This is a genomic window from Gemmatimonadota bacterium, assembly GCA_016719105.1.
GTDB lineage: Bacteria > Gemmatimonadota > Gemmatimonadetes > Gemmatimonadales > Gemmatimonadaceae > SCN-70-22.
Map to the genome: position 1 here is coordinate 452,450 of JADKAQ010000004.1, position 19,792 is coordinate 472,241.

Sequence of the window (19,792 nt, forward strand, 5' to 3'; positions counted from 1 at the left end):
GGCGCTCCTATCGTCCTTCGGTGGTCTCGGCCAGTGCCGCTCGGGCGCGGGCCACGGTGGTGGCGGCGGGGCGCAGGCGCCCTCCCGGCGCCCGCAGCCCGACCACCGCTTCGTAGTCGCCCGCCCCGTCGACGATGACGGCGCGGACCTTGGCTTGACTCGTCGCCCAGGCGACGATTCCCCAGATGGCCCGTTCCTGGTTCCCCTCGCCGAAGGTCCGCGGAAAGGCGCGCGCCGAGAAGATCCATTGCTCCTTGGTCGACCGGCGCATCCAGCGATCCGCCAGCCGCAAACGCGCCGACAGTGATGCCCCGCCGCCGAACGACGGCGCCAGCGAGAAGCCGAGCAGGTCGATGTCCCGGCGGCGATCGCCCCAGAAGTAGAGCGCCGAGTCACCGGCGGTGAACGACGACGCGCTGAGCGCGACGCGTGTGCGCGGGCGCAGGCGGTGCGCGAGCGCGGCCGACCGTTCGAGGTAGTCGTGCCACCACGCGGGCTTCACGCGCCCCAGCGCCATCGTACCGGCCTCGCCTGGGTCGAGCGCCGGGACGAGAATGTCGGGGCGAACGCGCCGCACAATCTGCTCGATCAACGCCAGGCGCTGGGCCATGTAGTCGCTCGGGCTGCGCTGGTAGCGTTCCGCGTCGCGCACGCTGTAGCCGAGCGTGACCACGAGCAAGACGGAGTCGCGCCGGATGTCTTCCAGTGACGAGGCCAGCGAGTCGAGTACCAGCGCCCGAACCCCGTCGGTGGCCAGCGTGACACTGACCACCCCCGCGTCGAGCGTATCGGCCAGCGCGAGGTCGCGCGCCAGCGGCAACGGCGGGGGTGGGGCGTCGAGCGTTGGAAAGATGTGCAGCCCGAGCGTGAAGTCGCCGCGTGGGCGTTCCTGCAGGCGCTCATCGCCGAAGCCGGAAAACGACTCGGCCGCGTAGACGGCGCGCGGGAACTCCGTGGCCGTCACCACCACGGATGCGGCTGCGCAGAGCGCCAGCACCGCGCGCACCGACTTGCTCACCTTCCAGCGCGCCGGGTAGGCGGGCGACAGGAGAGGGAGGACGACGAGCCACGGCGAGGCCAGCGCGGCGCGCCCGAAGACGAGGCCGAGCGCCCCGGTCTGCGCGACCGCCGCCCCGATGAGCGGGGACGGGAGCTCCGCCACCCACTCGGCGGCGAATCGCGCGAGGGCGGCGACAAACAACGTGCAGTTGAAGACGAAGATCGGAATTGCGAACAGCGGGGTCACGAGCCCGCGCAGCAGCGCGTAGCCGCTCTGGGCCACGAAGAACAGGAGCACGAGCGGCCAGAGCCCGGCCACGAAGTGCACCACGCGTCCCGTGAGCGTCGTGTTCGCCGCGAGCACGATGAGCGCCCCCGGGACGATGAACAGTCCGCAGATCGAGGTGAGGGCGAGGAAGAGGCGAGACTGCCGACGCGCCTTGGCGATCTGGCCTGCGAGCAGGACGTCCCAGAGCAGGACCGCCGCTGACAGCGCCGCATAGGCGGCCAGCGTCCACTCCGTACGCCACACCATGGGTCAGCCCTCCCGCAAGGCGGGCGTGCCGCGCCGCGGCGCATAACGAGTCGAGAGGGGCACGGCGGGGGAGGGAGCGAGAAGTGACGGGGGATCGCCGGTCGCGCGATCGCGCAGAAATCTCCCATCGGGCGGTCCACCCGCACAAGCAAGCGCGACCCACGGCGGAAGGGAAGCGAGGAGCGGCGCGCGGCGGAGCTCCCGCACCGGCACGGGCCGCGCCTATCCCCGCTCCGCATCCCCAGAATTAGCTTCTTCGCCATGGACCGACGCCCCCTGCTCTACATCCCCAGCCTCATCTCGCTGACGCGACTCGTGATGGCGGCGGCGTTCGTCATGGTCCCATCCCCGGCCGTCCGCGTCTGGCTCGTCCTGGCCGCGACGCTCACCGACTTCCTCGATGGCTGGCTCGCACGCCGCGCCAACCTCACCACCCGCTGGGGGGCGCTGATCGACCCGATCGCCGACCGCATGTTCGTCTTCACCGCGGTCTGCGTCTTCCTGTTCGAGGGGATGATCAACACGGCGCAGTACTTCACGCTCATCTCGCGCGACTTCATGACTGCGGTCGGCTTCCTCGTCGCCCGCTCCGTCTCGTGGCTGCGGCCCATCACCTTCCGCGCTCGCCTGTCGGGGAAGGTCGCGACCACGCTGCAGCTGGCGGCGCTCATTGCGCTCCTCATGCAACCCCATCGCGCCACCCTCTTCATCAACCTCGTCGGCGTTGCCTCGCTCTGGGCCATCGTCGACTACACGCTCATGCTCTGGCGGGAGCGCGCGCGCACCGCATGAACCTGATGCACCGCGGGTGGCTCGCCACGCTCGCGATCGTGGCCGTCGCGGCGCCCCTGGCGGCGCAGCGCCCGACCGGCCGGCAATTCGAAGGGCGCGTCGACCTCGTCGCCGCGGACACCCCCTCGTTGCAGCTCGGCCTGGGGCTCAACATCCCCGCGGGGATCTACGTGCGCGTGGCCGCCATCGTCGCCGGAGGGGTCGCGCACCGCGATGACGTCACCCACGGCGCCGCACGCGCTGACCTCGTCGCGCGCTTCCTGCTCGACCCGTATCGCGAGTTCCCCCTCGGCCTGTATGGCCTGGGGGGACTCAGTGCGATGCATGACCCGTTCGAAGGGTGGCGCCCGCGCGTGATGGTCGGCGTCGGCGTCGAGTCGCGCGTGCGGAGCGGACGCGCCATCGCGGCCGAGCTCTCGCTCGGTGGCGGCGTGCGGATGGGCGTGGCCGTTCGACGCGCGCGGCGCAGCGGGCGTTAGGCACGCCCGCGCCGATGGGCGTTAGGCACCCCCGACCGGCTACCGCACGAAAAGCAAAACCCCCTCAAGGTCGAGGGGGTCGATCGTGCTACGCCGCGGTGATCGCTTCGTTGCTCCGGCTCTGCTTCGGCGGTTGCACAAAGCGCTCACCAAGCAGGCGAATCTGCTGCAACTGCTCAGGCGACAGCTCGTGAAAACGCTCGGCGAGGTACTTCATCGTTTCCGCGAACCACTCGCCCTGATGATCGGGCTCGGAACCGATGACTCCGCATTGCATGATGTGCTGGAACAGCTCGTCACGGGCTTCATCGAACGGTGTCGGCAAGGCCGACGGCGTGTGACGACGGACGGGTTTCTTCGCCATGTCCTCGGGTTGAAAGGTGTGTACAGGATGGAAAGCTAATCGATCAGCTGCGTCCGCCAAAGTTACGCGCAGCATCTGGTGAACGTTCTCGCGCGGCCGAACCCCCGTGCACGAACCGCCACACCAGCTCGGCCAGGACTTCGGGAGCCTCCTCCGGGACCAGGTGGCCGACCTCATCTACAGTCTCGTATCGGCCGCTCGGGAGCTGATCGGCAAGGTTTTCCGCTATCGCCTTGGTGCACCAGCGGTCCCGCGTCCCCCTCACCACCAGCGTCTCCTGCCGAATCCCGGGCGGCGACAGCTCCTCCAGCTCCTCCTCCTCCAGCGCCCCGGCCAGTGCGAGCAGGTGATTGGCGCCGTCGCGCCCGAGGTACGGGGCGAGGTAGCGTCCGATCAGGACCGCCGGCATGTGCCGCGGCGCATCCACCGATTCCTCGAGGAATGGAGTCAGCAGCGACGAGGCGCCAAAGAGCCCGCGCGACAGCCGCAGGGCGTGCTTGGCGGTGTCACGCTGCAGCTCGCGAATCGCCGGCCCCTGAATGTCGCCGAGCGGCGGCGCCCCGATCAGCACCAGCTTGGCCACGCGGTCACGACGAACCGTCGCCAGCGTCATCGCCACGATCGCGCCGACGTCGACCCCCACCACGGTGACCGTGGGGAGCTGCAGCGCCGTCAGGGCGCGGTCCAGGTAGTCGGCCTGCGCCCGCACCCCGAAGTCGGCGTCGAACGGGCGATCGGACTCCCCATAGCCAAAGAGGTCGACCGCGTACGCCGTCATCTGTCGAACCGCCAGCATCGGCGCGACGTGCCGCCAGAGGAAGGCGGACGTCCCGAATCCGTGCAGGAGGACCACCGGGGTCCCCCCGAAGCCGAACCGCTCCACGTGCATCGCCCCGGGGCCAACCGGGACGCGAAAGATGTCGGGATCGGAGGGGACGCTCACGCCGGGGAAAGTGAGGGCAGCGGACAGGACGGTCGCCCGCCATCAGCTCGAGCAGGCGAGGGGGAATCTAAGCACCGCGGTCCACCCCGGCGGTGTGCAACGGCGCGCCGCGGCGAATCGCCCGGTAATCGCAGGCGCGCCCTACTCCCTCGAACTCGCTCCTGCTCCTAGAATTCCCTCGTTGCGCGCGCGCCGGTCACCAGCATACGCGCACGGAGTCCCATCGACCGAGGCAGGAACCCATGTCCGAGCAGACGTACGACGAGGGGCGGTCGAGGAACCTGCAGGAATTGCTGCGCGCGCTGGCCGAGCGGATTCATTTTCTCGACCAGCGCGGAGCACTGCTCGACAATGCGGCAGAGTTGCAGAAGCTCCTCGGGGACATCCGCAGCGAGCTGTTCCACTACGAAGTGCGCTGCACGTACGACACCCCCGAGATCGCCGAACACAAACGCATCGTCGCCGATGCGAAGGAGCCGACAGAGGAGCAATGGCCAAGCAACCAGTGGATGCCGGACGAGGACGCGGACCCAACGTGGTGAAGAAGAGCGCCAAGGGTCGCCAGGGGAACTTCTACGCCATCCTGGGGCTCGTCGCCGCCCTCGTCGGCGTGTTCATCATCTATCGCGTCACGCAGCCGTCCGCGACCCCCGATAGCACGCGCGTCGATCCGTCGATCCCGCTCCCCACGGCGTCGGGATACCTGCTCGGACGCGAGGATGCACCGGTGCAGGTCCTCGAATTCGCCGACTTCGAATGCCCCGCGTGTGGGCAGTTCTACGTCCTCACCGAGCCCGATGTCCGGCAGCGCCTCATCGAGACGGGAGAGATCAGCTACCGCTTCTTCGACTATCCGCTTCCCGGGCACAAGAACACTTGGCCGGCCTCGCACGCCGCCGCCTGCGCCAACGAGCAGGGGAAGTTCTGGCAGATGCACGACCTGATCTTCCAGGGACAGGACCAGTGGAACGGCGAAGCGACGTCGCGCCCGAAGGGGGTCTTCAAGGGCTACGCCGAGACGATCGGTCTCGACGTCGGCAAGTGGGAGCAGTGCTTCGACGACCAGAAGTTCCTGCGCAACATCCAGTCGCACCGCGCCGAGGCCGAGCGTCGCATGGTCGGCTCCACGCCGACCTTCATCATCGGGTCGCGCATGGTCCCCGGCAGCATCTCGTTTGACAAGTTCAAGGCGTACGTCGACAGCGCCAAGGCCGAACTGCCGCCGGCCGCCGCCGCACCGGCCGCCGATACCGCCGCGAAGCCGTAGCGCCTCGACCTGCGCTCCGAGTGTGTCCTGCGCGCCGCTCCCTTCACAGGGGGCGGCGCGTTTGTGCGACGGGGCCTGTCGTTGGAGCATCGGGCACGCGTCCCCCGGCCGGACCTACCCGCGATCGTTCGCGAAGCGACGCTTGGGGTCGATCTTTTCCACCAGCGGCGTCGCGTCGGCGCGGCGGTACACCGTCTCGCGGAGCCAGCGCAACTCCTCCTCCTTCTCGCCATCCGCGACGTCGCGCCACCACACCGATTTCTGCGCGTTCCAGCGATAGCTGCGCCCCTTGAGGAGGTCCTTCGACTCGAAGGGGGCCGCGGTCGCCGCTACACGCCACATCGTGCGGCGCGCGCTCGCCAGGAGGAGGCGCATCGGGAGGTCGCCGTCGGCAAGCGGGGTCGCCAGCAGGTGGATCCCCGCGTAACAATCCTCGTCGGCGCGGTGTGCCTCGTAAAACGTGCGCGCATGCTTGTAGAGCAGGAACTCGAGCTTGGCCGAGTCGTAGCCGTGGCTGGCCCACGGGACATCGACCTGCGAGCAGGCCCAGTGCTTCTCCGCAAACGCGGGGAGCCGACGATCGAGGAAGCCACGGTCGAAGGCGGCATTGTGGGCGATCACCAGCACCGCACTGCCTAACGCGGCGCCGATGGCCGCCTCGTCCAGGCGTTGTCCGGCCACCATCGCATCGGTGATCCCCGTCTTCTCCACCACGAATGGCGGAATCGGGCGCCCCGGATCCTCGTAGCAGGTGATGGCCGGATGGATGCCGTAGACACGACCGCTCGCAGGGGCATAGTCGAAGGGGACGCCGCAGAACTGGATGATCGCGTCGGACGACGCCTCGAGTCCCGTCGTCTCCACGTCCACGAAGAAGGCGCGCTTGAGCGTCTCGCCGTCGGGCCCCGCGTACCGATCCACGCGCGGCAGGCGCCGCAGGACGAGGAAGTCGGGATCCCCCGCCAGCACGGCGGCGGCCGACTCGGAGCGGACGCGGTCAGTGGGCATCGGCGGGACACGGAGCGAGGGCAACGAACATCCGGGCCAATCTACCCCCCGGGCCGACAGCGGCGAGCTACCCCCGCGCTCAGGAGGCCCCGTCAGGGATCACCCGAGCCCAGCAGGGGAGAAACCCGTGTTGCACCCTCTGGCGCAAAGACGGACCCTAGTAACAGCATTTCCACATACCTGCGAACGGAGGTCGCCATGCCCGCGACGTTTACCCCTCTCACGAACGACGTGCTGGACGGTGTACGCCGGGGAGACGAGAAGACACTCGAACGTCTCTTCCGGAGTCACTTCGATGCACTCGTCGAGGAAGCGAAAGCACACCTCGATGATGCCACCCTTGCCCCGCGCGTCGTGGAAACGGCGGTCCTGCGGGCGTGGGAGAAGCACGAGTCGTTCGAGACGACCGCGTCGCTGGAGGAGTTCCTGCACCATGCGGTTCACGAAGGGGCCATTCGCGAGAAGTCGCGGCGCGCGGCGTTGCATCGGTTCGAGTCGCACGAGGGGGTGCACGTCAATCGCGCCAACGGCCACGCCGCCGCGACGGTCGACGAGGCCTGGCAGCACATCGCCAACACCCTGCATGCGCCGCCGCCCGATGCCGCCAGCATGGCGGCCAAGGCCGAGATGTCGCGCCACAACGCCGCGGAGCACATGGCGGCCGTCGGCAAGCGTCGGTCGCCGCTGATCACGCTGGCGTACCTGCTGGCCGCCGTCGCCGTCGTGGCCGGGCTCCTCTTCACGATCTTCCGGGAATCGCCCGATGAGAAGGTGACGCGCTTCCTCAAGCATCCCGACTCGCAGGAGATCATGTCCAAGTTCGGACAGATCGGCTCGATGACGCTGGACGACGGGACCAAGGCGACCATCGGTGCCGACTCCAAGCTCCTGATTCCTCCGGGCTTCAACAAGGAAGTGCGCGCCGTGCGGGTGACCGGCACCGCGTCGTTTGAGATCGCCAAGCAGGACCTCATGGCCTTCGAGGTGCGCGTCGGTGAGGCGTCGGTCGTGGCGACGGGGACCAAGTTCGCCGTCAACTACGACACGGCGACCCACGTCTCCCTCGTGCGGGTGGAGGAAGGTTCGGTCAACTTCCGCTTTGGCGAGGTGGTGAAGCCGGTCGCCGCCGGTCAGGCGATGATGGTGGATGCCAAGGGGGCCTTCAGCGAGGCCGACAAGAGCGCGCAGGATGAAGCGCTCGCCTGGACGAGCGGTCGCCTCGTGGTGGTCAATCGCACGCTGCGCCAGGCGCTCGAGCAGACTCGGCGCTGGTACGGCATCGCCCTCGTGCCGTCGGATCAGGCGCTGATGGAGCGCAAGGTCTCGATCGATGCCTCGCTGGACTCGTCGAAGGAGATGATTGCCGACCTCGAGGAATCCGGCAGCATGAAGTTTGGCTGGGACGACAAGACGATGATGCTCTACGACATCGGGCACGTCCCCGCCGCGAAGAAGTAGCCCTCACGCGGCCGCTCCTCCCTGGCCGCCGCCCGGCGGTGCCGATCCTGGCGCCGCCGGGCGTTTGCGTTCGCCCCCTCCACCTGCTGCGAAAGACACGCGCCCCCGCCGGGCGGCCGTCACATGCAGCGGCCGTCGCGCGCAGCGGCCGCCGCGTTCAGCGGCCGTCGCGCTCCGCGATCCCCCCGATCTGGCGGATCATGGCGCTGAAGATCCACGCGTGGAATGGCGACATGGCGTACCAGTACGCCCAGCCCAGGAGCCCCTTGGGCGCAAAGAGCGCCGACTGCGACAACAACGATCCGCCGGACTCGTGCGGCGTGACGGTGAACTCCAGCCACGCGCGCCCCGGGACCTTCATCTCGGCGCGCAAGCGCAGCAGCTGTTCGTCTTCCACCCGTTCCACGCGCCAGAAATCGATGGCGTCGCCCGCGCGCACCTCGCTGGGGTGACGTCGCCCGCGCCGCATCCCGACGCCGCCCACCATGCGATCCAGGATGCCGCGCACCTGCCAGGCCCAGTTCATCGACAGCCACCCGCGCTCGCCGCCTAACGACGTAAAGGCCCGGAACACGGCCGCCGGCGAGGCGCGGACGACGCGCTGCCGCCGCTCGATCTCCATCCCCTCACGCGTCGTCAGCAACACCGGCGCGGCGTCCCCCACCGATGTCGACAGGGCGTCGCTCCAGATCGTCTCCACCTTGCCCGCGTCGAGCCGTTCCAGCGCCAGCTTCACGGACTCCTCGTAGCTCAGCAGGCGCATGGCGGGGAAGATCCGGCGCGCCGCGTCGCTGTGCATCACCACCTCGTTGCGCAGCCCCTCGATCAACGCCTTGGCGATCTGGCTCGGGACCGGCGTGACCAGGTGCACCCACCCCGCCGAGTACCCCGGGGTGAGAAACGGTACGGAGACGACCCGCCGCGACAGCCCGCGCACGCGCGCATAGCCCGTCATCATGTCGGCGTAGGTGAGGATGTCGGCCCCACCGATCTCGATTGTCTGGCCGATGCTCGCCGGCGTCGACAACGACGCGACGAGATACTCGAGCACGTTGCGGGTCGAGATGGGCTGCACGCGGGTGAAGACCCACCGCGGGCAGATGAGCACCGGGACGCGCTCGGTGAGATAGCGGACGAGTTCGAACGACAGGCTCCCCGACCCGACGATCACCGCGGCGCGGAACTCCGTGACCGGGAGTCCGGCCTCGCGCAGGGCATCGCCCGTGTCCTGGCGTGAACGCAAGTGGACGGAGAGCTCCGCCGCGGGATCTCCCAGTCCGCCGAGGTAGATGATTCGCCTCCCGCCCGCGTCACGCAGGGCACGCGAGAAGTTGCGCGCCCCCTGCATGTCCTTCTCGTGGAACTCGTGCCCGCCCGCCATGCTGTGCACGAGGTAGAACGCGGTGTCCACGCCGGCGAGGGCGGAGGCGAGCGTCTCGGGGTGCAACACATCCCCGGCGACGACCTCGACCTCACGCCGCCACCGTCGCCCCTCGAGCCGCGACGGATCGCGCACCATGCAGCGCACGCGATACCCCGCCGCCAGCAATCGCGGCACCAGCCGTCCGCCGATGTAGCCGGTGGCGCCGGTGACGAGGACGAGTGGGGACGACGGGTCAGGAGCCATTACTGCTCAACGCTCCATCCCCGTGCACGAGTTCACGCGTTTTCCCGTCGTCCCCGCGTCGGGCGCGCGCCCTACGCGCGATCGCGTCGCACCAGCACTTTCTTCCCCTTGATGGTGCTGTTGCGCAGGGCATCGACCACATCGTCGGCGATCTCCTCGGGGACCTCGACGATCGAGAATCGGTCGGCGATCTGGATTGCACCGATCGCGCGCGCGTCGATCCCGGCTTCGTTGGCGATCGCCCCGACCAGGTCACCGGGACGCACCTTGGCGGTACGGCCGGCGCCGATGTACAGCCGCGCCACGTCCCAGGCCGGGCCTTGCGCACGGGGGCGTTTGTCCCGCAACGGGGCGAACGCGGGACGCTTCGACTCGCTCTCGGCGATCCCCTCCTCACGCCGCGGGGCGCGACGAGCGGGCACCTCGTCGGACACGGGGCGCGTCGCGCGCTCCGGTCGCTCAGTCGTGCGCGCACTGCGCGACGGACGCTCGGTGGTGCGTGCGCTGCGCGACGGACGCTCCTCGTCGCCAGCCGACCGGCGCGGCGGGCGCTCGCGCGTCGTCTCCTCTCGACGCTCGTAGCTCCCCTCGCGCTTGGCGCGATTGTCGGCGGTGCGCTCGCGGCGGGTGGGCGCGGTCGGGATTTCCTCTTCCTCGTCCGGCGTCCCCTCGCGCGACTCGATCTGCTTCACCGCGGCGGCGGCGATGTCCATGAGGTCGAACTCGTCGGCCAGCGCCTCCACGATCCCGCGGAAGGTGTCGAGCTCCCCTGCGAGGATCGTCTCGCGCAGCGAGGCGCGCGTCAACTCGAGGCGTCGTGAGCGCAGGTCGGCCACCGTCGGGACCTGCGCGATTTCGATCTTCTGCTTCGTGAGGAACTCGATGTTCCGCAGCAGGCGATGCTCGCGCGGCTCGGCCAGCGTGATGGCCACGCCCTCGCGCCCGGCGCGCCCCGTGCGCCCGATGCGATGCACGTACGATTCCGACGCCGACGGCACGTCGTAGTTCACCACGTGCGAGACGTGCTGCACGTCGAGGCCGCGAGCTGCAACGTCGGTGGCGACGAGCAGGTCGGCCTTGTTGGCGCGGAACTTCTTCATCACGCGGTCGCGCTGGTCCTGCGAGAGCCCGCCGTGCAACGCCTCGGCGCGGTGCCCGCGCGCGTTGAGCGTTTCGGTGAGTTCGTCGACCTCGGTGCGGGTGCGGCAGAAGACGATGACCGACGTCGGGTGCTCGATGTCGAGCACGCGCGCCAGGGCCGCCATCTTGTGGGCGCGCGGCACGATGTAGGCGACCTGACGGACCTTGGCCGACTTGCCGGCGGCGACCGGCTCACGATCGATCTTGATCGTTTCCGGGTCGCGCAGGTGCTTGCCGGCGATCGCGGCGATACGCGGCGGGAGCGTGGCGGAGAAGAGCGCCGTCTGGCGCTCCTCGGGCGTGGCCTCGAGGATCGCTTCCAGGTCCTCGGCGAAGCCCATGTCGAGCATCTCGTCGGCCTCGTCGAGGACGACGGTGCGCACCGAGTCGAGCTGCAGCGTTCCGCGGCGAATGTGGTCGAGCGCGCGCCCGGGGGTGGCGACGACCACGTCGACGCCACGCTTGAGCGCGCGGATCTGCGTCTCCATGGAGGCGCCGCCGTAGATGGGGAGGGCCACGACGTGCATGACCTTCCCGTACCGGTGCACCGCCTCCGCCACCTGCATCGCCAGCTCACGCGTGGGGACGAGGATCAGGGCGGCGGTGCGCTGCCGCGCCGGGGCGTCGGGGGAGAGCCGGTGCAGGAGGGGGAGGGCAAAGGCAGCGGTCTTGCCGGTCCCCGTGGCGGCCTGCGCGAGCACGTCACCGCCGGCCAGCAGGGCGGGGATGGCAGCGCGCTGGATGGGGGTCGGCTCTTCGTAGCCGAGGGCCGTGAGCGCGGAGAGGATCCGCTCGTCGAGGCCGAGGTCGGAGAAGCCGCCAAGTGCGTTTATATCAGCCGAGTCGCCCGCGTCGGGGGGAGTCGGTGGAGTAGAATGGGAGCGTGGGGTCATGACGGAAGGTAGTCGCAATCGGCGTTATTGACAGATCGGGGTTCGTATCGTACCTTCACCCTTCCGTTGTAACGCGATTTTGCGTGTAGTTTGTAAAGACCATGGGACCTCGCTCTCGCGGTGGTCCCTTTTCAGTTTGGCGTATCCCCGGAATCGATGGCGTGTCCCTCGGTCCCGAGATGCGGCCCGTCGTGGGGGCGTAGGTCCACGAATCACCTGCGTGTCGGGACGTACGGCATCACCGGACTCCGACCACAACAACACTTAGGAGTACGGCAATGCGTATCACCGGCACCGTGAAGTGGTTCAATGACGCCAAGGGCTTTGGCTTCATCACCCCTGAGAACGGGCAGAAGGACTGCTTCGTGCACCACTCCGCCATCCAGGGCAAGGGCTTCAAGTCCCTCGCCGAGGGTGAGCGCGTGGAGTTCGAGGTTGTGCAGGGCCAGAAGGGCCCCGCCGCCGAGAACGTCGTGAAGCTCGGCCGCTAGCACGGCCCGGAGTCGCGGTTATACTGCGACTCCACGGCGACGGGTCGGCCTCGAGAGTAGGCCGACCCGTCGTTTCGCGAAAGACGACTCATCCGTCGCCGCAGCTGCGGCGTCCCCATCGAGTAATCCAAAATGATTGAAGTCAAGCTCGACGAAGGCGATCGGTTGGAGTGGGCCCTCAAGGCTTTCAAGAAGAAAGTCCTGAAGTCCGGCATCCTGAAGGAGCTGCGCCGCAAGCGTCACTATGTGAAGCCCAGCGAAGCGCGTCAGCTCAAGTCGGCTGCGGCGCGTCGCCGCGCCCGGCAGAAGCCGCGTCCGTCCGAGTAAATCACGCGAGATTTGTCTTTCGCCCCCGGCCCCGATAGGGTCCGGGGGTTTCGCCGTTGCGGGGACCCCAAATACCCAGATTCCATCCGGTCCCGTCGCCACGGTGAACGCCGTCGACCTTCGAGAGACGCCCGGGCGCCAACCACCCAGCAGGACTCGCCGCGCGAGGAGCGCCGGCACCCCGCGAACGCGCGCTATCGATCGATCGCCGCGCTCGAGTCGCTGAGCCGCAGGGCCGGGCGGTCCACCAACGTCGGGGCGTCGGCACCGTCACCCTCGATCTCCACGGAGACGTCGCGCGAGGCCTTCGGGCGGAGCGCCCGACGCGGGACCAGCTCTTCGCCGAGTTCGACCAGCACGCGCGTCGCCACCAGCGAAGCCAGCGGCTCCGGCACCCCCATCACTCGCACGTAGGTGTCGATGGCTCGGTCGAACGCCATGTCCTCGGACAGCGTGTCGATGAACATCAACGCGTTCCGCACGTGCGTCTCGATGATCGCCTCTTCGGCTCTCGCCTGCGCCAACCGCATGCGCCGCTCCGCCCCCTCGTCCAGACGACGCGGGAAGAGCGACTCAGGGAAGATGCGACGCAGGAGGGAGGGCATGGAGGGACGGGAGACGGGAGACGGAAGACGCGAGTCCGGAAGCGAACTCGTCGTCGGTCGTGCGCGTCATCTTGTCACGTCACAACGATAACGTCTGTGCGCTGGGTCCCGCAGCAGGCGAGCGCGCGTCTCACGCCGGGCGAATGCCCGCTCGGCGCCATCGCGCCAAGCAGCACCAGCCGCCCCCTGCCAGAACGCACACCGTACCCGCAGGGCACACTCCCGTCTCCCGTCTCCCGTCCGCAGTTACGACTCCTGCGACTCGTACTGGTCCTTGAGGCTCGCGACCACATGGGGATCGGCCAGGGTCGTCGTGTCGCCTAACGCACGCCCCTCCGCGATGTCGCGCAGCAGACGGCGCATGATCTTCCCCGAACGCGTCTTGGGCAGGTCGGCGCTGAACAGGATGTCGTCCGGGCGGGCGATGGCCCCGATCTTCTGGGCCACGAAGTCGCGCAGCTCGTCGCGCAATTCGCCGCTCTGGTGAAATCCCGTGCGCAGCGTGACGAAGGCAGCGATTGCCTGACCCTTGAGCTCGTGATGCTTGCCCACCACGGCCGCTTCGGCCACCGAGGGATGTTCGACCAGGGCGCTCTCCACCTCCATCGTCCCGATGCGGTGCCCCGCGACGTTGAGGACGTCGTCCACGCGTCCGAGGATCCAGTAGTAGCCTTCGTCGTCGCGCTTGGCGCCGTCTCCCGCGAAATAGAGGTCGGGACGCCCGGGCCACTTGGAGAAGTACGTGTCGACGTAGCGCTGGTCGTCGCCCCAAATCGTCCGCAGCATCGAGGGCCACGGGCGCGTCAGGGTGAGCAGCCCACCGCCGACGGGGATCGGCTTGGCGGCCGAGTCGACCAGTTCGGCCGAGTAGCCCGGCAGTGGTTGCGTGGCCGAGCCGGGCTTGGTGTGCGTCACGCCGGGGAGCGGTGAGATGACGATGGCCCCGGTCTCGGTCTGCCACCACGTATCAACGATCGGGCAGCGCCCCTGGCCGATGTGGGTGTGGTACCACATCCACGCCTCGGGGTTGATCGGCTCTCCGACACTCCCTAACAGTCGCAAGCGGGACAGGTCATGGCCGTCCGGCCAGTCGTGCCCCCACTTCATGAAGGCGCGAATGGCGGTCGGCGCCGTGTAGAAGACCGTGACGCCGTGCCGCGCGCACATCTCCCACATGCGGTCCTTCTCCGGCCAATCGGGGGCCCCTTCGTACATCACGCAGGTGGCGCCGTTGGCCAACGGGCCATAGACCAGGTACGAGTGACCGGTCACCCACCCCACGTCGGCGGTGCACCAGAAGACGTCCTCGTCGCGAAGGTCGAAGACGTACTTGGTGGTATAGGCCACCGCGGTGAGGTAGCCTCCCGTGGTATGGACGATCCCCTTGGGCTTGCCGGTCGTTCCGGATGTGTAGAGGATGAACAGCACGTCCTCGGACTCCATCGGCTCCGGCGGGCAGGAGGCGTCCGCCTGCTGCATGAGGCGGTGCCACCAATGGTCGCGCCCCTCCTGCATCTCGACGTATGCCTCGCCGATGGGTCCCGACGTGCGGCGTTGCACCACGACCACGTGCTTGACCGAGGGGGCGTCTTCCAGCGCCTTGTCGGTGTTGCGCTTGAGTGGAATGATCTGCCCGCGGCGATAGCCACCGTCGGCCGTGATGACCACCTTCGCCTGCGCGTCGTTCATCCGGTCGCGCAGCGACTCGGGCGAGAAGCCGCCGAAGACGACGGAGTGGATGGCGCCGATGCGCGCACAGGCGAGCATGGCGATGGCGGCTTCGGGAACGAGTGGGAGGTAGATCCCCACGCGGTCGCCGCGCGTGACGCCGAGCTTCTTGAGGACGTTGGCGAACTTCTGAACCTCGATGTGCAGGTCCCAGTAGGTCAGGGTGCGACGATCACCCGGCTCGCCTTCGAAGATGATGGCCGCCTTGTTGCGCCGCGCCGTGTTGATGTGCCGGTCGACGCAGTTGTACGCGACGTTGAGTGTGCCTCCCTCGAACCACTTCGCGCGCGGGGCCTGCCAGTCGAGCACCGTGTGCCAGCGGGTGAACCAGTCGAGCGATCCGGCCTGCTCAGCCCAAAACCCCTCGTAGTCGCGCGCTGCGCGCTCGTACATCTCCGTGGAGTTGACGTGAGAGGCGCGGGCGAAGGCATCGCTCGGCGGGAACTTGCGATTCTCCTGCAGCAGGACGTCGATGTCGGACATGACGGCGGAGTGGCGAAGGCGGTGAGCATGCGACCGATCGGCCGGTGGCCGCGGCGCGCGGCGGGGACGCACGCAGCACCTGGCGCCCCCGGGGCGCCCCGAGTCTGCGGCGTCGCGCGACGTTCTGCAACCGGAGATTGACCCCGGAATGCGTGCCGGCAGCTGCGCGACCCGCTGGTGCGGCAGAGTGGGGAGCGTGCCGCGAAATGCCGCCAGCCCGCCGGCCGCCAACGACCGCCTGCCAACGACCAAGTCACGGTGGGGCAACGACTTCACCCACGCCGCTGCGCGCTGGCACGCCGTTCGCCATAGTCATCGTCGACCAGACCGACCGTCGGTGCCAACGCCACGCGGTCCGCGGCGAATTCCCTCTCTCTTTCAATCGACGCCATGCCTGCAGTCGCCGAAGCGAACATGATCCAGGCGCCCATACGCCTCGTTGCCGAAACGAGAGTCGACTTTCGCTGCGCGGCGCTCGATTCTCTCGAACGGGCGGGAGACGAGGGCTCACCGCTTCTGGCCATCGACATGGGGGAGACACGCGACGTCGACGCCAGCGGCCTTGGCATCCTCGTCCTGGTCCAGAAGCGCGCGCGCGAGCGCGGGCTGTCGACCCGACTGCTCAACACGCAGCACAACATCCGGTCGCTCCTCGCCCTGACCAAGCTGGAAGGGCTGTTCGAATTCGTCTGACCGATCTTGCAGGTCCGGCGCCGTCAGGTGCCCCAGACGCGCCCGCCCCACTCCAGGGTCGGGCGCGTCGCTCTTACCCGTTCTTTTTGTTCCGGGTTCTCATCTGCTGGTAAACGGACCAAATTCCTATTCGATCGCTTCCCCCGTGTCCGGCGAATGGCCGGCACCCAGTTTCGAGGTACTTCTTCCCCTCAGATGGTCACGATCAAGGACGTCGCGAAGCGGGCGGGTGTGTCGGTGGCAACGGTATCACGTGTGCTCAACAAGAGCGGTCCGGTCAGTCCGGAAGCCGCCGAGCGCATTCACGAGGCGGCGAACGCGCTGCACTACGTTCCGCACGGCGGAGCACGGTCGCTCATCACGTCGAAGACGAGCACCATCGGCGTCCTCCTCCCGGATCTCTACGGTGGCTTCTTCTCCGAGATGATCCGCGGCATCGACCAGACGGCGCAACATCACGGCTACCATCTCCTCCTCTCGGGATCACACAACAGGAAGGCAGAGATGGAGGCCGCGATGCGCGCGATGCGCGGTCGCACCGACGGTGTCATCGCGATGTCCCCGCACTTCGACGCGGCGACCCTGGTCGAGAACCTGCCACCGTCGCTCCCAGTGATCCTGCTCTCGTGCGAAGCGCGCGACGAGGACTATCAGGTGATCGCGATCGACAACGTGGGCGGTGCCGAGGCCATGGTGCGTCATCTCGTGAAGCTCGGGCACCGACGCATCGCGATGGTCATGGGAGAGAGAAGGGGCACTTCGACACCGCCGAGCGCCTGCAGGGGTATCGGCATGCGCTGGTCGAGGCGGGAATCACCCCCGACGAGCGCTACGAGGCACAGGGCGATTTCAGCGAGGCCTCTGGCCACCGCGCCGTGCAGGAATTGCTGGCCCTCCCCGATCGACCGACGGCGATCTTCTGCGCCAACGACTCGATGGCGATCGGTGGGCTTGCCGCGGTGCACGACGCCGGGCTTCGCGTTCCCGAGGACATGACGGTGGTGGGCTTCGACGACATTCCGTTGGCGCACTACATGTCGCCGCCGCTGTCGTCGGTGCACGTTCCCGTCTTCGAGATGGGTGAGCGTGCCGTCACGCGCCTGATTGCGGCGCTCAAGGGGGAACCCGTGTCGGAGCGGCGACACGAGCGCCTGCCGACGCGGCTCGTGGTGCGCTCCTCGTGCGCGGCTCCTCCGCGAGAGTAGCAGGGCGGCGCTCGTCGCCTCGGCGGAGGCCTTGCTGCGCCCGGATCCCTCGCTGACACTCGCGGCTGCGTCTCGGCGTACGGGGACGACGCCTACCCTCTCTCGTCGGAGCGACCGCATGGACCAGTCTGAATTCATACTCGCGATGACCGCCATTCTCACCGGAGGCGGCATCACGGTCACCCTGATCGTGAGCGTCCTGCGCTATCTGTCGTCGAAGCGAGAGCCATCGGCGCTGGGGAGTGGCCAGCTCGGCCAGCTCGACGATCGCCTGGCGCGGATGGAGCAGGCCATCGACTCGATGGCGATCGAAGTGGAGCGTATCTCCGAGGGGCAGCGCTTCACCGCTCGCCTTCTGGCCGAACGGCCTGCCGAGCGTCCCGTGGAGCGTCTCGCCCAGCGCCCGGCGGAGGGCGCTGCCGAGCGGCTGACGGAGCGTTCATCGGGGCGCTGATCGGGGCGGCGCCACGACGCGCCCCGGAGCACCTCGGGCGTTGCTCTCGGGGGCACGATCGAGCGGGACACTGCGCGGCTTTGGGGCGACTCCGTTACACCGACCGGACGGTCGTCGTTATGTTTGGCAGAGGGGCGCACATCGGCGCCTCCGTCCACGACACCCTAGCGACCGAAGCCCTCCGGCATGATTCATCCTTGGCGCGATCTCCCGCCTGGCCCCCACCCGCCAGACGAGGTCACGGCGGTTATCGAGATCCCCAAGGGGAGCCGCAACAAGTACGAGCTGGACAAGGAGTCGGGGCTGTTCAAGCTCGACCGCGTGCTCTACTCGGCGGTGCACTACCCGGGTGACTATGGCTTCATCCCGCGCACCCTGCACGAGGACAACGACCCGCTCGACATCATCGTGCGGATCGACGAGCCGACCTTTCCCGGGTGCCAGATCCAGTCGCGCCCCATCGGCGTGCTCAAGATGCTCGACCGCGGGGAGCCGGACGACAAGATCCTCGCCGTCCCGTCGCACGACCCGCTGCATCACGAATACTACGACATCGCCGACCTCCCGCGGCACTACCTGGCCGAGATCGAGCACTTCTTCCAGATCTACAAGGATCTGGAGGGGAAGCGCATGCAGATCGTCGGATGGGAAAAGAGCGAGGTTGCCATGCGCGTGATCCAGGAGTCGATCGCCCGTTATGCGGCGCGGTACCTGACGGAGGGGCCGTAACCCGCCCCGGTCCGGGGCTGGCGCGGCGCTCGGCGACCGATAACAAAACCCGTTAGGCAAAAGGTTCGAGACGCGGCGTTCAATAGGACCGAGGTCCTAGCGAGCGCCGCCTTTTTCGTTGGCGAAGCCGAGGTCGGTCCCCATTCGTTCAGATGGGCTTGCCCATCCGCGCGGCGAGGGCGAAGATGATCGCGCCATCGGGGACCCCGTCGCACGAGGACCGAGGCCGCGCCCGTGAGCGCCACCCCTAACCGTGGTGTGCTCCGCCGGTACGGCCTCCTGCCGACCAACGATATGGAGCATCCGTACCTGCCCGGACGACAGGAGACGACGCCCCCTCTTCCGGTCCACGCCACCGCGCTGCTGCGCCAGGCGCGCGACTTCGTCGATGGGCTCGCGTCGGTCGGCGAGGCGTGGCGTGGTGTGCATCCGTTCACCGTGCTGCGGCGCGGCCACCGGAACGTCGTGGTGCGCGCGCGCGTCGCCGTCGACGGCTCGCCGACGCTGGTGCTCAAGCTGGCGGGAGACGAGGCCGACCTCGCCGATGCCGACCTGCGGCACATGCTGGCGCTATCCGGGCTCGGCGTCGTGCCGGACGTCGTGGCCGAACACGGCGAGGCGCGCGGCTTCGCGATGGTGGACGCCGGCGACGACACGCTCACGCGCGTGCTCGAGCAGGGGACCCCGGGGGAGGTACAGCAGGGCCTGGCCCGCATGGCCCGCGCGTATGCCCGCCTTCACGTGGAGGGGCGCGCCCTCGTCGCCAGGACCGAGGCGCTGCGCTCCGGTGGCCTCACCCGTGAACTCGGCGACTGGACCGACGGTCTGCCGCGGGCCCTCGAATGGTTGCAGCTGTCGGACGAGGACTCGCGCGTGCGGCGGGCGCTCACGCGCATCGTCACCGCCTGGTATGCCGACCGCGGGGCCCTCACGCTCACGCACGGCGATCCGGCGCCGAGCAACGTGCTCTTCCTTCCGGAGAGCGGCGAGGCCCGCCTGGTCGACTTCGAGTACGGTGCGGCGCGTCATCCGGCGTACGACCTCGCGGCATGGGACGTCCTCTGTCCACTCCCCAACGACTTCGTGCAGGGGCTGACCCGGGAGTATGCCGCGGCGCGCGCCGCGCTCGGTTGGCCCGTGTCGACCGACGACGACTCGTACGTCGCCGTCGTGGCCTACCGCGCCCTTGCCTTGCTGGCGTGGCTCCCGCGCGAGGCGCGCGAGCGGGACTGTCCGTGGGTGGACGCGTGGAGTGCGCGCCAGGCGGTCCTTAGCACCCTGGATCGCCTCGCCGTACGCTGCACCGGCGACACCGCCCTGCATACACTGGCCGAGGCGGCGCGTGAGGCGTCGGCGCGCTGGCGACGCAGCTGGCCGGACGTGACGGAGGTCCTTCCTCCGTGGCCTGCCCTCCGCGGCGCCCTCGCCTGACGAGTCCTCGGGAGCCGGTCGTCCTCCTGGCCTCGCGGTACACGTCCCCTCCACCCGCTCGACCGGTCGATCGCACCGCCGGCCCGGCCAGCGCACCACGGAGACATGGTGCGTGGTTGTTGCGCCGCGCCGAGGGCGAGA

The 19,792-nt window shown here is 68.7% G+C and carries 20 protein-coding genes and 2 pseudogenes; 13 read left to right on the forward strand and 9 right to left on the reverse strand.

Annotated elements, in window-relative coordinates:
• Positions 1 to 7: 7 nt before the first annotated feature.
• Complete coding sequence (locus IPN47_09965; GenBank protein ID MBK9408363.1) at positions 8 to 1,534, reverse strand: hypothetical protein; 1,527 nt, start codon at positions 1,532 to 1,534, stop codon at positions 8 to 10.
• A gap of 261 nt (positions 1,535 to 1,795) precedes the next feature.
• Here IPN47_09965 and IPN47_09970 point away from each other — a divergent pair, with 261 nt between their 5' ends.
• Complete coding sequence (locus tag IPN47_09970; GenBank protein ID MBK9408364.1) at positions 1,796 to 2,326, forward strand: CDP-alcohol phosphatidyltransferase family protein; 531 nt, start codon at positions 1,796 to 1,798, stop codon at positions 2,324 to 2,326.
• A complete protein-coding gene (locus IPN47_09975; GenBank protein ID MBK9408365.1) occupies positions 2,323 to 2,805 on the forward strand; it encodes a hypothetical protein in 483 nt (160 codons plus the stop codon). Before IPN47_09970 ends, IPN47_09975 begins: the two co-directional genes overlap by 4 nt.
• Before the next feature lie 88 nt (positions 2,806 to 2,893).
• Here the strand turns inward: IPN47_09975 and IPN47_09980 are convergent, their stop codons facing one another.
• Both IPN47_09980 and IPN47_09985 read right to left on the reverse strand, forming a co-directional pair.
• Positions 2,894 to 3,169, reverse strand: a complete 276-nt coding sequence (locus IPN47_09980) for a hypothetical protein (protein MBK9408366.1) — start codon at positions 3,167 to 3,169, stop codon at positions 2,894 to 2,896.
• A gap of 43 nt (positions 3,170 to 3,212) precedes the next feature.
• The gene (locus IPN47_09985; GenBank protein ID MBK9408367.1) at positions 3,213 to 4,112 is read right to left on the reverse strand and encodes an alpha/beta hydrolase; all 900 of its coding nucleotides are present in this window, start codon (positions 4,110 to 4,112) and stop codon (positions 3,213 to 3,215) included.
• 242 nt (positions 4,113 to 4,354) lie between these two features.
• Here IPN47_09985 and IPN47_09990 point away from each other — a divergent pair, with 242 nt between their 5' ends.
• Positions 4,355 to 4,654 (forward strand): hypothetical protein, encoded by a 300-nt coding sequence (locus IPN47_09990; protein ID MBK9408368.1) that lies wholly within the window; start codon positions 4,355 to 4,357, stop codon positions 4,652 to 4,654.
• Positions 4,603 to 5,379, forward strand: a complete 777-nt coding sequence (locus IPN47_09995) for a DsbA family protein (protein MBK9408369.1) — start codon at positions 4,603 to 4,605, stop codon at positions 5,377 to 5,379. Before IPN47_09990 ends, IPN47_09995 begins: the two co-directional genes overlap by 52 nt.
• Positions 5,380 to 5,493: 114 nt before the next feature.
• On the opposite strand, the gene IPN47_10000 is transcribed toward IPN47_09995, so the two are convergent.
• Entirely contained in the window at positions 5,494 to 6,387 is an 894-nt protein-coding gene (locus tag IPN47_10000; GenBank protein ID MBK9408370.1) for a hypothetical protein, read from the reverse strand.
• A 198-nt stretch (positions 6,388 to 6,585) separates the two neighbouring features.
• Here IPN47_10000 and IPN47_10005 point away from each other — a divergent pair, with 198 nt between their 5' ends.
• The gene (locus tag IPN47_10005) at positions 6,586 to 7,845 is read left to right on the forward strand and encodes a FecR domain-containing protein (GenBank protein ID MBK9408371.1); all 1,260 of its coding nucleotides are present in this window, start codon (positions 6,586 to 6,588) and stop codon (positions 7,843 to 7,845) included.
• Positions 7,846 to 8,002: 157 nt separating this feature from the next.
• On the opposite strand, the gene IPN47_10010 is transcribed toward IPN47_10005, so the two are convergent.
• From IPN47_10010 to IPN47_10020, 3 genes and pseudogenes are all read right to left on the reverse strand, one after another.
• Positions 8,003 to 9,472: an SDR family oxidoreductase gene (locus IPN47_10010; protein ID MBK9408372.1), complete on the reverse strand. Its 1,470-nt coding sequence runs from the start codon at positions 9,470 to 9,472 to the stop codon at positions 8,003 to 8,005.
• A 71-nt stretch (positions 9,473 to 9,543) separates the two neighbouring features.
• Positions 9,544 to 9,906, reverse strand: a complete 363-nt coding sequence (locus IPN47_10015) for a DbpA RNA binding domain-containing protein (protein MBK9408373.1) — start codon at positions 9,904 to 9,906, stop codon at positions 9,544 to 9,546.
• A gap of 25 nt (positions 9,907 to 9,931) precedes the next feature.
• A pseudogene (locus tag IPN47_10020) lies at positions 9,932 to 11,505 on the reverse strand (DEAD/DEAH box helicase).
• 278 nt (positions 11,506 to 11,783) lie between these two features.
• Here IPN47_10020 and IPN47_10025 point away from each other — a divergent pair.
• Both IPN47_10025 and IPN47_10030 read left to right on the forward strand, forming a co-directional pair.
• On the forward strand, positions 11,784 to 11,996 hold the full coding sequence (locus tag IPN47_10025) for a cold-shock protein (protein MBK9408374.1): 213 nt from the start codon (positions 11,784 to 11,786) through the stop codon (positions 11,994 to 11,996).
• Positions 11,997 to 12,128: 132 nt separating this feature from the next.
• On the forward strand, positions 12,129 to 12,323 hold the full coding sequence (locus IPN47_10030; GenBank protein ID MBK9408375.1) for a 30S ribosomal protein S21: 195 nt from the start codon (positions 12,129 to 12,131) through the stop codon (positions 12,321 to 12,323).
• Between the two features lie 194 nt (positions 12,324 to 12,517).
• On the opposite strand, the gene IPN47_10035 is transcribed toward IPN47_10030, so the two are convergent.
• Positions 12,518 to 12,928 (reverse strand): hypothetical protein, encoded by a 411-nt coding sequence (locus IPN47_10035; GenBank protein MBK9408376.1) that lies wholly within the window; start codon positions 12,926 to 12,928, stop codon positions 12,518 to 12,520.
• A 246-nt stretch (positions 12,929 to 13,174) separates the two neighbouring features.
• Positions 13,175 to 15,139, reverse strand: a complete 1,965-nt coding sequence (acs, locus tag IPN47_10040) for an acetate--CoA ligase (protein ID MBK9408377.1) — start codon at positions 15,137 to 15,139, stop codon at positions 13,175 to 13,177.
• 390 nt (positions 15,140 to 15,529) lie between these two features.
• On the opposite strand from acs, the gene IPN47_10045 reads away from it, so the two are divergent.
• The 6 genes and pseudogenes from IPN47_10045 to IPN47_10070 all read left to right on the forward strand — a co-directional run bounded on the left by IPN47_10045 (position 15,530) and on the right by IPN47_10070 (position 19,651).
• Positions 15,530 to 15,832, forward strand: a complete 303-nt coding sequence (locus IPN47_10045) for an STAS domain-containing protein (GenBank protein ID MBK9408378.1) — start codon at positions 15,530 to 15,532, stop codon at positions 15,830 to 15,832.
• Between the two features lie 156 nt (positions 15,833 to 15,988).
• Positions 15,989 to 16,168: pseudogene (locus IPN47_10050) on the forward strand (LacI family DNA-binding transcriptional regulator).
• Positions 16,169 to 16,458: 290 nt separating this feature from the next.
• Complete coding sequence (locus IPN47_10055; protein ID MBK9408379.1) at positions 16,459 to 17,037, forward strand: substrate-binding domain-containing protein; 579 nt, start codon at positions 16,459 to 16,461, stop codon at positions 17,035 to 17,037.
• Between the two features lie 118 nt (positions 17,038 to 17,155).
• Positions 17,156 to 17,491: a hypothetical protein gene (locus tag IPN47_10060; protein MBK9408380.1), complete on the forward strand. Its 336-nt coding sequence runs from the start codon at positions 17,156 to 17,158 to the stop codon at positions 17,489 to 17,491.
• A 186-nt stretch (positions 17,492 to 17,677) separates the two neighbouring features.
• Positions 17,678 to 18,220 carry an inorganic diphosphatase gene (locus IPN47_10065; protein MBK9408381.1) on the forward strand — a complete coding sequence of 181 codons (543 nt, stop codon included), beginning with the start codon at positions 17,678 to 17,680 and terminating at the stop codon, positions 18,218 to 18,220.
• A 234-nt stretch (positions 18,221 to 18,454) separates the two neighbouring features.
• Positions 18,455 to 19,651 (forward strand): hypothetical protein, encoded by a 1,197-nt coding sequence (locus tag IPN47_10070; GenBank protein MBK9408382.1) that lies wholly within the window; start codon positions 18,455 to 18,457, stop codon positions 19,649 to 19,651.
• The last annotated feature ends 141 nt before the right edge of the window (positions 19,652 to 19,792 follow it).

Coding starts and splice junctions, on each gene's coding strand:
- IPN47_10025 (MBK9408374.1), top strand. CDS start 11,784: ATGCGTATCACCGGCACCGTGAAGTGGTTCAATGACGCCAAGGGCTTT.
- IPN47_09990 (MBK9408368.1), top strand. CDS start 4,355: ATGTCCGAGCAGACGTACGACGAGGGGCGGTCGAGGAACCTGCAGGAA.
- IPN47_10030 (MBK9408375.1), top strand. CDS start 12,129: ATGATTGAAGTCAAGCTCGACGAAGGCGATCGGTTGGAGTGGGCCCTC.
- IPN47_09980 (MBK9408366.1), bottom strand. CDS start 3,169: ATGGCGAAGAAACCCGTCCGTCGTCACACGCCGTCGGCCTTGCCGACA.
- IPN47_09975 (MBK9408365.1), top strand. CDS start 2,323: ATGAACCTGATGCACCGCGGGTGGCTCGCCACGCTCGCGATCGTGGCC.
- IPN47_09995 (MBK9408369.1), top strand. CDS start 4,603: ATGGCCAAGCAACCAGTGGATGCCGGACGAGGACGCGGACCCAACGTG.
- IPN47_10000 (MBK9408370.1), bottom strand. CDS start 6,387: ATGCCCACTGACCGCGTCCGCTCCGAGTCGGCCGCCGCCGTGCTGGCG.
- IPN47_10005 (MBK9408371.1), top strand. CDS start 6,586: ATGCCCGCGACGTTTACCCCTCTCACGAACGACGTGCTGGACGGTGTA.
- acs (MBK9408377.1), bottom strand. CDS start 15,139: ATGTCCGACATCGACGTCCTGCTGCAGGAGAATCGCAAGTTCCCGCCG.
- IPN47_10065 (MBK9408381.1), top strand. CDS start 17,678: ATGATTCATCCTTGGCGCGATCTCCCGCCTGGCCCCCACCCGCCAGAC.
- IPN47_10010 (MBK9408372.1), bottom strand. CDS start 9,472: ATGGCTCCTGACCCGTCGTCCCCACTCGTCCTCGTCACCGGCGCCACC.
- IPN47_10045 (MBK9408378.1), top strand. CDS start 15,530: ATGCCTGCAGTCGCCGAAGCGAACATGATCCAGGCGCCCATACGCCTC.
- IPN47_09970 (MBK9408364.1), top strand. CDS start 1,796: ATGGACCGACGCCCCCTGCTCTACATCCCCAGCCTCATCTCGCTGACG.
- IPN47_10060 (MBK9408380.1), top strand. CDS start 17,156: ATGGACCAGTCTGAATTCATACTCGCGATGACCGCCATTCTCACCGGA.
- IPN47_09965 (MBK9408363.1), bottom strand. CDS start 1,534: ATGGTGTGGCGTACGGAGTGGACGCTGGCCGCCTATGCGGCGCTGTCA.
- IPN47_10035 (MBK9408376.1), bottom strand. CDS start 12,928: ATGCCCTCCCTCCTGCGTCGCATCTTCCCTGAGTCGCTCTTCCCGCGT.